10 protein-coding genes are annotated in these 14,150 nt (G+C 62.3%); 7 read left to right on the top strand and 3 right to left on the bottom strand.

What is annotated here, in order from left to right:
- Positions 1-118: 118 nt before the first annotated feature.
- From ACN0SO_RS10860 to acnA, 3 genes are all read right to left on the bottom strand, one after another.
- Positions 119-715 (bottom strand): hypothetical protein, encoded by a 597-nt coding sequence (locus tag ACN0SO_RS10860; RefSeq protein WP_417677487.1) that lies wholly within the window; start codon positions 713-715, stop codon positions 119-121.
- Between the two features lie 115 nt (positions 716-830).
- Positions 831-1,493 carry a L,D-transpeptidase gene (locus tag ACN0SO_RS10865; protein WP_417677489.1) on the bottom strand — a complete coding sequence of 221 codons (663 nt, stop codon included), beginning with the start codon at positions 1,491-1,493 and terminating at the stop codon, positions 831-833.
- Between the two features lie 250 nt (positions 1,494-1,743).
- A complete protein-coding gene (gene acnA / locus ACN0SO_RS10870) occupies positions 1,744-4,419 on the bottom strand; it encodes an aconitate hydratase AcnA (protein WP_417677491.1) in 2,676 nt (891 codons plus the stop codon).
- 500 nt (positions 4,420-4,919) lie between these two features.
- Here acnA and ACN0SO_RS10875 point away from each other — a divergent pair, with 500 nt between their 5' ends.
- The 7 genes from ACN0SO_RS10875 to ACN0SO_RS10905 all read left to right on the top strand — a co-directional run bounded on the left by ACN0SO_RS10875 (position 4,920) and on the right by ACN0SO_RS10905 (position 14,147).
- Complete coding sequence (locus ACN0SO_RS10875; RefSeq protein ID WP_417677493.1) at positions 4,920-7,712, top strand: bifunctional aconitate hydratase 2/2-methylisocitrate dehydratase; 2,793 nt, start codon at positions 4,920-4,922, stop codon at positions 7,710-7,712.
- Positions 7,713-7,970: 258 nt separating this feature from the next.
- Positions 7,971-8,633: a DUF4129 domain-containing protein gene (locus tag ACN0SO_RS10880; protein ID WP_417677495.1), complete on the top strand. Its 663-nt coding sequence runs from the start codon at positions 7,971-7,973 to the stop codon at positions 8,631-8,633.
- A complete protein-coding gene (locus ACN0SO_RS10885; RefSeq protein WP_417677497.1) occupies positions 8,630-9,967 on the top strand; it encodes a hypothetical protein in 1,338 nt (445 codons plus the stop codon). Before ACN0SO_RS10880 ends, ACN0SO_RS10885 begins: the two co-directional genes overlap by 4 nt.
- Entirely contained in the window at positions 9,957-10,913 is a 957-nt protein-coding gene (locus tag ACN0SO_RS10890) for an AAA family ATPase (protein ID WP_417677499.1), read from the top strand. Before ACN0SO_RS10885 ends, ACN0SO_RS10890 begins: the two co-directional genes overlap by 11 nt.
- Positions 10,914-10,930: 17 nt before the next feature.
- Entirely contained in the window at positions 10,931-12,208 is a 1,278-nt protein-coding gene (locus tag ACN0SO_RS10895; RefSeq protein WP_417677501.1) for a DUF58 domain-containing protein, read from the top strand.
- Complete coding sequence (locus tag ACN0SO_RS10900) at positions 12,208-13,203, top strand: stage II sporulation protein M (protein ID WP_417677503.1); 996 nt, start codon at positions 12,208-12,210, stop codon at positions 13,201-13,203. Before ACN0SO_RS10895 ends, ACN0SO_RS10900 begins: the two co-directional genes overlap by 1 nt.
- A complete protein-coding gene (locus tag ACN0SO_RS10905) occupies positions 13,200-14,147 on the top strand; it encodes an RDD family protein (RefSeq protein ID WP_417677505.1) in 948 nt (315 codons plus the stop codon). The genes ACN0SO_RS10900 and ACN0SO_RS10905 overlap by 4 nt, the downstream gene beginning before the upstream one ends.
- The last annotated feature ends 3 nt before the right edge of the window (positions 14,148-14,150 follow it).

Genomic DNA, 14,150 nt, shown 5'->3' on the forward strand with positions numbered 1-14,150 from the left:
CGCCGTCATGCGAAACATCATCGTCATCCTAAATGCAAAACTCAGAGACGGACTCGCAAAACAGAGTTGATGACGCCTGTGTGTATGGAACGGCAGGCATTTCAACCTGCAAACCCCATCACTCCGGCGTCGGCAGCTTCAGGTCCGGGGCCTTTTCGATCACCTGGGTGATCGCCATTTCGAAGTTCGGTGCCTTGGTGTCGTAGGCCGCCTTGACGATGAAGCCGTCGTCGGGCCGGACCCAGTATTTGTAGTGGTTTTCCGTCACCATGCCCTGGGACACGGTGAGATCCGCCTCCAGCGTGTCATGGGCGACACCGTCGATCTCCTCCGTGCCGCAGGCGGCGTTACGGATGGTCTTTGCGTTTTCCGCCTTGGCGGCGATGGCGCCTTCCGCATTCTGGCTCGCGTCGAGATCGCGCACCTTCGCCCAGCTCTTGCCCTCGTCCGACGACTGATACATGACGTTCCGATAGGTCAGCACCCAGGCCTGGGGCGGGTCGATCGGCACGCTCATGTGATGATCGTGATTGAGATAGAGAAAATCGTTGGTCATGGGCGGGGCGCCCTTGAACGCGGTCGTGACGAAGGTCTTCGTCGGCACGCCCTGATCGAGCTGCTTGTAGAGTTCGACGAACCGGTCGTGGCACGGATCCGCCATACCGGCCTGAACGGTACCAAGCAGAAGGCCCACGGCTGCAACGGCTGATTTCATCGACAGCCCCTCTTTGAAAAGCGCTTTGTTCAAATCCAACGAACCGGAGAATACCGACTTCTCGTCGGCAAACATCACACAAACGTCGTATGCGCAGATCGCGAGCCGCCGAAACTTAGCCCAGCACGACAACCTTGGCGCCGACGTTCACCCGATCGTAGAGATCGATCACGTCCTGCTGCCACATGCGGATGCATCCGCTGGACGCATTGGTGCCGATGCTGCTTGGCGCATTGGTGCCGTGGATGCGGTAGAGCGTGTCCTTGTTGCCCTGCCAGAGATAAAGGCCGCGGGCGCCGATCGGATTGCTCGGGCCGCCCGGCTGACCGTCCCGGTATTTTTCCAGCTGGGGATCCCGGTCGATCATTTCATCCGGCGGGAACCACTTGGGCCACTCCCGCTTGAACCCGATCCGCGCCTCGCCGCTCCAGGCAAAACCGGCGCGCCCGACACCGATGCCGTAACGGATCGCCCGCCCGCCGGGCTGGACCAGATAGAGGAACTTCTTCTTCGGATCGACGACGATCGTGCCGGCCGGATAGCGCGAGGAATAGGAAACGGTCTGGCGCAGGTATTGCGGATCGAAATTCTGATACTGGATGGCGGGTAACGAGAATCCGCCGTCGCGGATCGGCGCATAGGCCGCGGCATAATCCGGCGTCCCGTCGGCGCGCAGGTCGAGCCCCGCCTGGCGGATCCCGCTTTCCTTGCTCTGGCACGCGGCCAGAAAGCAGGACAATCCCACCACGAAATTCCGGCGGCTCACCTTCAACGCCATGATTGCTTTCCTCGTTCCCGGCCCGACCGGCCGCGTCAGATCCATGATCCGACAGATGCACTGGTTCAGGTTGAAAGCAACATGATTATGGTAAACGGATGGTGAATTTTTGACCTAGAGGCAGGTTATTCGGTGCATAGCTCCGGGGAATTGACCCAGCCTTCAGCAGCTAGCAAAAAGGGCCGCCCGAACGAACGGCCCTTTCGTGTTTTCAGGGTCGGGAATAGGAAGAACCCACTCCCGAGTCCCCTTAGCTGTTGACCAGGTTGCGCAGCACGTAGTGCAGGATGCCGCCGGCCTTGATGTAGTCCAGTTCGTCCACCGTATCGACGCGGCACAGGCACTCGATGGTCTTGGTCGTGCCGTCCTCGTAGGTCACTTCCACGTCCATCATCTGGCGCGGCTGGATGTCGGCGATGCCCTTGATGGTCACGCGTTCCTTGCCGGTGATGCCGTGGCTCTGCCAGCTCTCGCCTTCCTTGAAGGTGAGCGGGATGACGCCCATGCCGACCAGGTTGGAGCGGTGGATACGCTCGAACGACTGGGCGATCACGGCGCGCACGCCGAGCAGCTTGGTGCCCTTCGCAGCCCAGTCGCGGGACGAGCCGGTGCCGTATTCCTTGCCGGCGAAGACGACCAGCGGGGTGCCTTCGGCCTGGTATTCCATGCAGGCGTCGTAGATCCACTCCTGTTTGCCGTCCTTCATGGTGACGCCGCCTTCGACGCCCGGAACCATCTGGTTCTTGATGCGGATGTTGGCGAAGGTGCCGCGCATCATGACCTGGTGGTTGCCGCGCCGCGCGCCGTAGGAGTTGAAGTCCTTCGTGGCGACCTGGTGCTCGGAGAGGTAGGTCCCCGCCGGGCTGTCGGCCTTGATGTTGCCGGCGGGCGAAATGTGGTCGGTGGTGATGCTGTCCAGGAACAGGCCCATGACGGCGGCGCCCTCGATATCCTCGAGCGGCTTCGGCTCCATGGTCATGCCTTCGAAGTAGGGCGGGTTCTGGACATAGGTCGAGGAAACCGGCCAGCCGTAGGTCATGCCGCCTTCCACCTTGATGCCCTGCCAGTGCTCGTCGCCCTTGAAGACGTCGCCGTAGCGTTCGCGGAACATTTCGTCGGTGATGGAGGAGCGGATGAGATCGGTGATCTCCTTCGTCGACGGCCAGATGTCCTTCAGATAGACCGGGTTGCCGTCCTGGTCTTCACCGAGCGGATCTTCGGTGATGTTGACGTTCAGGTTGCCGGCGATGGCGTAAGCAACGACCAGCGGCGGGGACGCCAGGTAGTTGGCGCGCACGTCCGGGTTGACGCGGCCTTCGAAGTTGCGGTTGCCGGACAGAACCGAGCAGGCAATCAGGTCGTTGTCGTTGATGGCCTTTGAAATGGCCGGATCGAGCGGTCCGGAGTTGCCGATACAGGTGGTGCAGCCGTAGCCGGCAAGGGTGAAGCCCAGCGCATCAAGATCGTCCTGGACGCCGGCCTTGTTGAGGTAGTCAGTGACGACCTGGGAACCTGGTGCCAGAGAGGTCTTGACCCACGGCTTGACCTTCAGGCCCTTGGCGAGCGCGTTGCGGGCAACGAGGCCGGCGCCGATCAGCACGGACGGGTTGGAGGTGTTGGTGCACGAGGTGATCGCGGCGATGACAACGTCGCCGTTGCCGAGATCATGATCCTTGCCCTCGACGGCAACCCGCTTGACAATTTCCGCCCCCTTCTTGAACTCGTCTTCCATGGTCCTGGCAAAGCCGGCGGCCGCATCGGACAGGTTGATGCGATCCTGCGGGCGCTTCGGACCGGAGATAGCCGGAACGACCGTGGAGATGTCCAGTTCGAGCGTGTCGGTGAAGACCGGCTCTTCGCCGGAGTAGCGGAACATGCCCTGCGCCTTGGCATAGGCTTCGACCAGGGCAACGCGGTCCGCATCGCGGCCGGTCGCTTTCAGATAGCCGAGGGTCTCGTTGTCGACGGGGAAGAAACCGCAGGTCGCACCGTATTCCGGCGCCATGTTGGCGATGGTGGCGGCGTCTTCGAGCGACAGATTGTCGAGGCCCGGGCCGTAGAATTCCACGAACTTGCCGACCACGCCCTTCTGGCGAAGCATTTCGACCACGCGCAGCACCAGGTCGGTCGCGGTGATGCCTTCATTGAGCTTACCCGTAAGCTTGAAGCCGACGACTTCCGGGATCAGCATGGAGATCGGCTGACCGAGCATGGCGGCTTCCGCCTCGATACCGCCGACGCCCCAGCCGAGAACGGCAAGACCGTTGACCATGGTGGTGTGCGAATCGGTGCCGACCAGCGTGTCCGGATAGGCGACGGTTTCGCCGTCTTCTTCCTTGGTCCATACGGTCTGAGCCAGGTATTCCAGGTTCACCTGGTGGCAGATACCGGTTCCCGGCGGCACGGCGCGGAAGTTGTCGAAGGCCGACTGGCCCCAGCGCAGGAACTCGTAGCGTTCGCCGTTGCGCTCGTATTCCAGCTCGACGTTCTTCCTGAACGCATCCTGGGTGCCGAAATAGTCGATCATGACCGAGTGGTCGATGACGAGGTCGACCGGAACCAGCGGATTGACCTTCTTCGGGTCGCCGCCGAGCTTCACGGCGGCATCGCGCATGGCGGCAAGATCGACCACGGCCGGGACGCCGGTGAAGTCCTGCATCAGCACACGGGCCGGACGGTAGGAGATCTCATGGGTGGACTTGCGGGTCGTCAGCCACGTGGCGACAGCGCGGATATCGTCTGCGGTCACCGTGCGGCCGTCTTCGAAGCGCAGCAGGTTTTCCAGAACGACCTTCAGCGAAAACGGCAGCTTGGAAACGCCGTTCAGGCCGTTCTTCTCCGCGTCGGGAATGGAAAAGTAGGTGTAGGTCTTGTCACCGACGGTCAGTGTTTTCTTGGCTTTAAAGCTATCGAGGGACTGTGGCACGACTGGCGATCTCCTTCAGGGTCCGTAGCCGCCTCCCGCATTCGGGCCGCGGCCGGTCATGAAAATCTCTGGATGGTCCGTCAAGACAACGGACGGGAGCCCGTTCGGTTTCCTTGATTTGAAACTCTGCTTTATCACGGCTGCGACGAACCTAACGTTTTCTCTTTATATTTAAAAATAAATCTCCAAAAACAACCGCCGCGGCCGGAATGGCCGGTTCGACGGAGCATCCATGTGTAGACGCTCTCGGATTGTTGCCGGAAAGCAGCTGGGGACGACTGCCGTTTTCCACGGCTGTGATACAATCAGGCCCGGAAAAGCAGGTCCATCGATATGCGCGGGCCCGCGCATCGCAATCCATCCTTCATCAAGTGGCGGAAAATTTATTGCATACCATTGTATACTCAACTAATACACCCTCAGCCAGCTTGACCCGGCTCGCCAGAACCGTATGAGACCGGATGTTCAAGACACACATTACACCAGGACGCGGGATCATCATGAGTTTGTACACAGACTACCTGAACGAGATTGAAAGCCGCAAAGGCCAGGGCTTGCATCCGAAGCCCATCGATGACGGCGCGCTTCTGAGCGAGATCATCGCCCAGATCAAGGATCCCGCGAACGAGCACCGGAAAGCCTCCCTCGAGTTCTTCATCTACAACACCCTGCCGGGCACGACGAATGCCGCGGGTGTGAAAGCGAAGTTTCTGAAAGAAATCATTCTGGGCGAAGTGGCCGTCGAGGAAATTACTCCGGCTTTCGCCTTTGAACTCCTGTCTCACATGAAGGGCGGACCGTCCGTCGAAGTCCTGCTCGATCTGGCCCTCGGGGACGACGCGGCGATTGCCAGGGACGCCGGCGAAGTCCTGAAGACCCAGGTGTTCCTGTACGACGCGGATATGTTCCGGCTGCGCGATGCCTTCAAGGCCGGCAACGAAGTCGCCAAGGACGTGCTGGAAAGCTACGCCAAGGCAGAATTTTTCACCAAGCTTCCGGACGTAGAGGACGAGATCAAGGTCGTGACCTACGTCGCCGCGGAGGGCGACATCTCGACCGATTTGCTGTCTCCCGGCAACCAGGCACACTCCCGCTCCGACCGCGAGTTGCACGGCAAGTGCATGATCTCGCCCGAAGCACAGCAGGAAATCGTCGCGCTGCAGAAGCAGCACCCGGACAAGCGCGTCATGATGATCGCCGAAAAGGGCACGATGGGCGTCGGCTCGTCGCGTATGTCCGGCGTCAACAACGTCGCCCTGTGGACCGGCAAGCAGGCCAGTCCTTACGTCCCGTTCGTCAACTTCGCGCCGGTCGTTGCCGGCACCAACGGCATCTCCCCGATCTTCGGCACCACCGTCGACGTGACCGGCGGCATCGGCCTCAACCTGAAGAACTGGGTCAAGAAGCTGGACGCCGACGGCAAGCCGATCCTCAACAATGACGGCAATCCGGTCCTGGAGCAGAAATACTCCGTGGAGACCGGCACCGTTTTGACCATCAACACCAGGAGCAAGAAGCTCTTGAGCGAAGATGGCAGCGAAGAGCTGACCGATATCGCCGCCGCCTTCACGCCGCAAAAGATGGAATTCATGAAGGCCGGCGGCTCCTACGCCATCGTGTTCGGCAAGAAGCTGCAGACCTTCGCCGCCGAAACGATTGGCGTCGAGGCGCCGCTCGTGTTCGCCCCGTCCAAGGAAATTTCCAATCCGGACCAGGGCCTGACCGCTGTTGAGAAGATCTTCAACCGCAACGCCGTTGGCGTGACCCCGGGCAAGGTTCTGCACGCCGGCTCCGACGTCCGCGTCAAGGTCAACATCGTCGGCTCGCAGGACACCACCGGCCTGATGACCGCCCAGGAACTGGAAGCCATGGCGGCAACCGTCATTTCGCCGCTTGTCGACGGCGCCTACCAGTCCGGCTGTCACACCGCGTCCGTCTGGGATCTGAAGGCGCAGGCCAACATCCCGAAACTCATGAGCTTCATGAACAAGTTCGGCCTGATCACCGCGCGCGATCCGAAGGGCGAATATCACCCCATGACCGACGTGATCCACAAGGTGCTGAACGACATCACCGTGGACGACTGGGACATCATCATCGGCGGCGACAGCCATACCCGCATGTCCAAGGGCGTCGCCTTCGGCGCCGACTCCGGCACCGTGGCTCTGGCTCTGGCGACCGGCGAGGCGACCATGCCGATCCCGCAATCCGTGAAGGTGACCTTCAAGGGCGCCATGAAGGACTACATGGACTTCCGCGATGTGGTCCACGCCACCCAGGCGCAGATGCTCCAGCAGCATGGCGACAACGTCTTCCAGGGCCGGGTGATCGAAGTGCATATCGGCACGCTGCTTGCCGACCAGGCCTTCACGTTCACCGACTGGACCGCGGAGATGAAGGCCAAGGCCTCGATCTGTATCTCCAATGACGAGACCCTGATCGGCTCCCTTGAGCTGGCCAAGTCCCGCATCCAGGTGATGATCGACAAGGGTATGGACAACGCTGCCGGCACCCTGGCGGGTCTGATCGCCAAGGCGGACAAACGGATCGCCGAGATCAAGTCCGGAGAAAAACCCGCCCTGACCCCGGACGACAACGCCGAGTATTTCGCCGAAGTCGTGGTCGATCTGGACGAGATCTCCGAGCCGATGATCGCCGACCCCGACGTGAACAACACCGATCCGTCGCGCCGCTACACCCACGACACCATCCGCCCCGTGTCCTACTACGGCGGCGAAAAGAAAGTGGATCTTGGCTTCGTCGGCTCCTGCATGGTGCACAAGGGCGACATGAAGATCGTCGCCCAGATGCTGAAGAACCTCGAGAAAGCAACCGGCAAGGTGGAGTTCAAGGCTCCGCTGGTCGTCGCCGCACCGACCTACAACATCATCGACGAGCTGAAGGAAGAGGGCGACTGGAGCATTCTTGAGAAGTACTCCGGCTTCGAATTCGACGACAACGCTCCGAAGAACACGGCCCGTACGGAGTACGAAAACATCCTTTATCTGGAACGCCCCGGCTGTAACCTTTGCATGGGTAACCAGGAAAAGGCCGAGAAGGGCGACACCGTTCTGGCCACGTCCACACGCCTCTTCCAGGGCCGCGTCGTGGAAGATTCCACCGAGAAGAAGGGCGAATCCCTGCTCGCCTCGACCCCGGTCGTCGTCCTCTCCGCGATCCTCGGCCGTACGCCGAGCATCGACGAGTACAAGACCGCCGTGGAAGGGATCGACCTGACCAAGTTCTCCCCGCCGCTCGAAAAGACCGCCACCGCCCGTTCGGTTCACTTCTAAGGGTCTCTTTAGAGCATCGGGCGATAAGCGCTGAAATCTGCGGCCGCTGACCGGTCATCTGCCTTGCAACAAACGCAGGCTGGTGACGGTCAGCGGCCGTTGACTTGGGGACAGGACAATCCCCGTCCTTTCCCTCTCCGGCCGGGCCGCACAAGCTGCGGTGGCACCGCTGTCTATTGCGTCCTTCCGGGCTTCCAATTAATAAAATTCGGTATGCGCCCGTATTTTCTGCTCATTGTCTTTTTTAGTTTCTTTGGAGTGTCTGCCCCGTCCTACGGGCAGGAAGCCGTCCGGGAACCGCTGGAAGTCGGAGACGCCGGCAACGCCTATCTTCGCTCGATCCGGTTGCGCGGCATCGACGCCGACGTCGCCTATTTCGATCCGTCCGCACCGCCTCCCGACCTGGACACCGAGCAGGAACCGGCCAAACCGAAACCGGAGGAAAACGGCTCCCGGACCAGGATCGACTGGCCGACCGGCCTCATCGCCGGCGCCATATTGGCCATCATTGCCTATGTTTTCCTGCGCTATGGCGGAGGCATCGCCGTTTCGCTCAAGCGGGATGCGCAAAATCCCGACCGGAAACACGGAAGATCCCAGGTCGCGACGCCCGCCTGGGCCGAACGGCTGGGCTCCTACCAGGAAATCGTCGGCATGAAGGACCGCAGGCGGGCGCTGGTCCTTCTGACCCAGAAGGTGCTGGCCTCGGTGGTGGCCGCAAATGGCGTACTGATGCAGCGCAGCTGGACCGGACGGGAGGCCCTGCAGCATATCCCCGCCACCTGGACGCAGCGCGACACCTTGCGCGCGCTCATCATGACGAGCGAACGCGTCCAGTTCGGCGGCTACGATGTCAGTGACCACGAATTCCGCGAACATGTTTTCGCCTGCAGGCAAATACTGGGGCCGGCAGCCTCATGAGCGATACCAGGGCCACGTCCTCGCCCAGCGGGCCCGCCTTTCAGGGACTGCGTCTCGAAACAATCGTCATTGCCGCGGTCTGCGTGATTGTGCTGGCTGCCGGATGGTATCTTCTGGCGCAGCGGCAGCAGACCTTGCGCCGGTCCCCGTCCGGACTGGACGGATTGCAGATCTGGCTGGCGTCGAACGGTGTCGGCGCCCAGAACTTTTCCGGCGGCTGGCTCATGGACCAGACCTCTGTCGGGCTCCTGATCGTGCCTGTCTATGACACGGCGCTCAATGAGGACCGAAAGGCGCCCACGACCAAGGAAGAGCTTCTGGCGCAGCAGGACGAGTACGACCTCACCACATCCGTGATCTCGATCAAGGCAAAGAAGGTCCCGACCCTCCTCGTCCTGCCGAAATGGCGCACCGGCATGCGCCTGACCGGCCTCGCCCATCCGATCCTGAACGTGGAGACGAAGCGGCTGAAGGCGACCGTTCAGAAGCTGACCGGGGACGGCAGTTTCACACCCGTCTTTGCACGGACGCCCTTCACCCGGTTCCCGTACCGATCGGATGACGACAAGAACCTGAGCGCCGAGATCTATGCCGCCCAAATGTTCCGCAGTAAGCTCTGCGCACCGTTGCTTGGAACCAAAGACGCCATGATCCTCGCCGAATGCCCCCTTGACGGAGGCGCGGACCCAAAGGCCAGAACGGTTCTCGTCCTGTCCGACCCGGATCTTGTGAACAATCACGGCCTGCGCCTTGGCGACAACGCGACCATCGCACTGGACTTTCTGCGCTCGAAAGCGGGCAAGAAGAACATCGTGATCGACTACAGCCAGTCCGACTGGCTGCGCGATCCGTCCGCCGAACCGAAGCGCGAACGCAGCTGGGACGACCTTCGCCGGTTTTTTGGCCCGCCCTTCCTGACGCTCTGGATCGGCGCAGCGCTGGTGCTGGGTCTGTTTCTCTGGCGCTCCGCGCTGAGATATGGCCCGATCCGGTCCGACGCAGCAGCCCCGGGAGCGTCCAAGAACCTCGCGGTGCGCGCCCGGGCAAGGCTCATGCGGATGTCGGGCCAGGACGGCGCCCTGGTGGGCGATTATGCCGCCGCACGGCTTTCGGCCACTGCGGATGCGCTGTTCGGCCGCGTCAACGCACATGACTACGCCAGCGAGGACGGCTTCCTGAAATTCGCGGACCGGCGGCATCCGGAACAGGCAGTCCGCCTGCGCGCGGTCCTGTCCAGGATCAGGCAGTTCCCCGCACGCCTTCCGGCCTCGGAGGCCATCCAGCTAATCGACGAATTGGAACAGGTTTTGGAGCAAATAACCAATGACGCTTGAAGCCCTGCGCGAACGTACAGACGCCCTGCGGACAGAGATCGGCCGAACCGTTCTTGGTCAGGACGAAGTTGTCGAACTCCTGCTGGTCGCGCTGTTCGCGCGCGGCCACGTCCTTCTGGAAGGCCCTCCGGGCACCGCGAAAACCCTGCTCGCCCGCAGTTTCGCCGCGGCCCTCGACCTCGATTTCGGCCGCATCCAGTTCACCCCGGACCTGATGCCTGGAGACGTGCTCGGCACCTCGATCTTCGATTTCCGGACCAACAAGTTCGTCCTCACCAAGGGACCGGTCTTCTCCCAGGTCCTGCTCGCCGACGAGATCAACCGGGCGCCGCCGAAAACCCAGGCGGCTCTTCTTCAGGCGATGAGCGAGCGCACCGTCAGCATCGACGGCACCGATCACCCGCTCGGCCGCGAATTCATCGTGGTGGCCACCCAGAACCCGATCGAGCAGCAGGGAACCTATCCGCTTCCCGAGGCGCAGCTTGACCGTTTCCTGTTCAAGCTGGTGATCGACTTCCCGCCGGAAGACATCGAGATGGCGATCCTTCGCCAGCACGCCGCCGCACCCCTGGAAGCCGGTCTGGAGACGACCGCCCTTTCAAAGGTTCTGGATGCGGCCGCACTGGCCGAAACGCGCGCCCTGGTCGACGGAATCACCCTGAAAGACGATATCCTGGCCTATATCCTCCGCCTGATCCGGGCGACCCGCGAAAGCTCCGAGATCGCCTTTGGGGCCTCGACCCGCGCGGCCGACGCTCTTGCCAGCGCGACCCGGGCCAGCGCGGCGCTGAGCGGCCGGGATTTCGCCATACCCGACGACGTCAAGCGGCTGTTCATTCCCACCCTGCGCCACCGGATCGTGCTCGGCCCGGCGGCGGAGATCGAGGGCCGCAGTCCGGCGCAGGTTCTGGAAAACATTCTCAACCAGATCGAGGCCCCACGCTGATCCGACCATCGAAAAGATTGCTGGCCTTCGGCGCGGCGGCCCTGGTCCTTTCGGTTTTCGCCGTAGTGGCCGGGGGCGCGGGACGGGAAATCGCGTTCCTGCCCTGGGTGGTGCTTGCGGCCCTGACCGGCCTGGATCTGGCACTCTCTTTCCGGCGTCCGAAGTCCCTGGCCTTTGACGTGCCGCCGGAAGTCTTCGTCGGAGAAACGGCCACCTTGCGCCTGACGATCGAGGGGGCCAGGCAGGATCTTCGAGCGAAGCTGGACTGGCCCGCCGGATTGAGCGGTGAAGGGGAAATCACCCTTCGGACCGGACCCGGCAACATCGCGGAAGCCGACGTCAGGTGCCTGGCAGTGCGCCGGGGGCTCTGGCATTTCGATCACCTCTGGCTGCTCTGGGGGTCCCGTCTCGGGCTCCTGGAATTCGTGCCGCGCCTGGATCTCGGGGCGGAACTCCGCGTCGTTCCCAACATCCGACTGGTTCAATCCGGCCAGATCACGACAACGGTCCTGTCCACCCTTTACGGGGTGAAGGAAAACCGGGCCATCGGCGAAGGCTCGGAATTCCAGCAGCTGCGCGACTTCGTTCCGGGCATGGACATCAAGACCGTCGACTGGAAACGCTCCGCCCGCCGCCGGTCGCTGGTCGCAAAGGAACTCAGGGCGGAGCGCAACCACCACGTGATCGTCGCCCTCGACAACGGCTACCTGATGCGCGAGGAGATCGGCGGTCTGCCGAAGATCGATCATGCCATCACGGCAGCGCTCGCGACAGCATGGGCCGCAGCCATCGGCGGCGATCTGGTCGGCTACTATTCCTACGACGTGCGGCCGCGCACCTTTGCCGCCCCCGCGCCCGGCCGCAATGCCTTCGCCCGTCTGCGTCACTGGACCGCCGAACTCTCCTATGTCAATCGCGAGACCAACCACACCCTGGCGCTCACGGAGCTTAACGCCCGCACCCCGAAGCGCAGCCTGATCATCATCTTCACCGATTTCATCGACACCACCTCGGCCGAGCTCCTGATCGAGAACATCGGCATTCTCGCCAAGCGTCATCTGCTGATCTTCGTCGCCATCCGCGATCCGGATCTGGAGACACTGGTGGAAACCGCCCCCGACAATCTGGACGGGGCCGCCACGCTGGTGGCTGCGAACCAGTCGATCAACGAGCGCCGCCTGGTCCTCGAACGCCTCACCCGCATGGGGGTTACCATTGTCGATGCCAAGCCGAGTGCCGTCACCGCGCGGCTGATTTCGACCTATCTGGAAATCAAGGCACGGGAGCTGATCTGATGGACAATCAGGATCTCATGCGCTCGGCGCGTTTCCGGAAAGAGAGAGAGGCCGATTGGCGTCGCCTGGAGGGCCTCGTACTCCAGGCCGAAGGCAAGGGCCTGCAGCGGATGGACTTCGCCGATGCGCGAGATCTCGCCTCTCTCTACCGTCAGGCAACGACATCCCTGGCGATTGCCCGCGAGATCTCCCTCGACAAGGCGCTTCTGGGCTATCTGGAGGCCTTGACCGCTCGCGCCTATCTTTGTGTCTATGCGCCCCAGGAACGGGTCGGCGGACTGGTCGAGCGGTTCTTTACCTTCAGCGCGCCCCAGGCGATGCGGCGCAGCTGGCCCTATATCCTGCTGGGTTTCGTCTGCATGGCGCTCGGCGCCCTGACCGGCTACCTGCTCTATTTCGAAAACAATGACTGGTTCTACGTCTTCACCCCGTCCGGCCTCGGCGGCGGCCGCGGGCCGGATGCCACGACGGAATCCTTGCGGTCGGTGATCTACGGAGGCAGCGGAAAGAGCGGTTTCGGAGCCTTCGCGACCTACCTCTTTTCCCACAACACCCGGATTGCGATCTTCGTCTTCGGCCTCGGCGTTTTCGCCTGCGCACCGGCGATCCTTCTCACCTTCTACAACGGCCTCATTCTCGGGGCCTTCCTGGCGCTCCACGTCGACCGCGGCCTGGGTCTGGATCTCGCCGGCTGGCTCTCCATTCACGGGGTGACCGAGATCTCCGCGATCTGCATTGCCTGCGGCGGCGGACTGCAACTCGGGATGGCCGTTCTTTTTCCCGGCGACAGATCCCGGTCGGACGCGCTTCACCATACCGGCCGCGACGCGGTGAAACTCGCCCTCGTCGCAGCGATCATGCTGGTTGCCGCCGCCTTTCTGGAAGCCTTTGCCCGGCAGATGGTTCAGGATCTGACCGCACGCTTCGTGATCGGCTGGGGCGTCGGCGCGCTCTGGTTGGCCTGGTTCGTCTTCACCGGACGGAGGCGGCCATGATCTCCCGCCGGAAAATCTCACTTCTTCGGCGCAAGAAGAAGGACAGGCCTTCGCCCGACATCCTGATGCCGCCCGAAGGGGTGCCGCTGACCCTGCCGGTCGCGGGCGTGGGCGTCCGTATCGCCGCGCAGATCACCGATGTCTTGATCACCTCGATCGGGGCCATTTGCCTGCTGGTCCTGCTTTCCGCCCTCAACCTGACGACCCCGCGAACGGTTTTCGCCATCGGCGCCCTGCTCTTCTTCGTGATCCGGGTTCCCTATTACGTGATTGCCGAACTCGGCTGGAACGGCCAAACGCTGGGCAAGCGGCTCATGAAGATCAAGGTCGTCTCCCATGACGGTGGACCGCTGACCGCCCATGCGCTGGTCCTGCGCAATCTGATGAAGGAAGCGGAAATCTTTCTGCCGGCCACGCTTCTCCTGACCCTGGATATGGCCTCCCCTCTGGCATCGATCGCCTCCCTGGCCTGGATCACGATGGGTCTCATGGTGCCGATTCTCAATCGCTACCGCCGCCGTCTCGGCGATATCATGGCCGGCACCCACGTGATCCACCTGCCCGTGCCGGTACTGCTGAAGGACCTGGCAACCGAAACCCCGGTCTTGACGGAAGACCGGAAAAAAATTGTCTTCCTGTCCCATCAGCTCGATCACTACGGCGCCTTCGAACTGCAGACGCTTGAAACCCTCCTGCGCGCCCAAAGCGTGCGTCCTTCGGCCGGCGCCGAACAGCAGCGACAAGCGACCATCGAGACAATCGTGGAAAAAATCCGCAAGAAGATCGGCTATGCGGACCCCGTTCCGCCCGCTGACCGCCTGCGGTTCCTGCAGGCCTTCTACAACGCCCAGCGCAAGCATCTCGAACAGCGCCAGCTGTTCGGCGACAGGCGCGAGAACAAGCACTACGCTCAGGCAGACGAGGATAACCAGGCCGGGAAATAGTCA

The organism is Roseibium sp. (genome assembly GCF_048260565.1).
Classification (GTDB): domain Bacteria; phylum Pseudomonadota; class Alphaproteobacteria; order Rhizobiales; family Stappiaceae; genus Roseibium.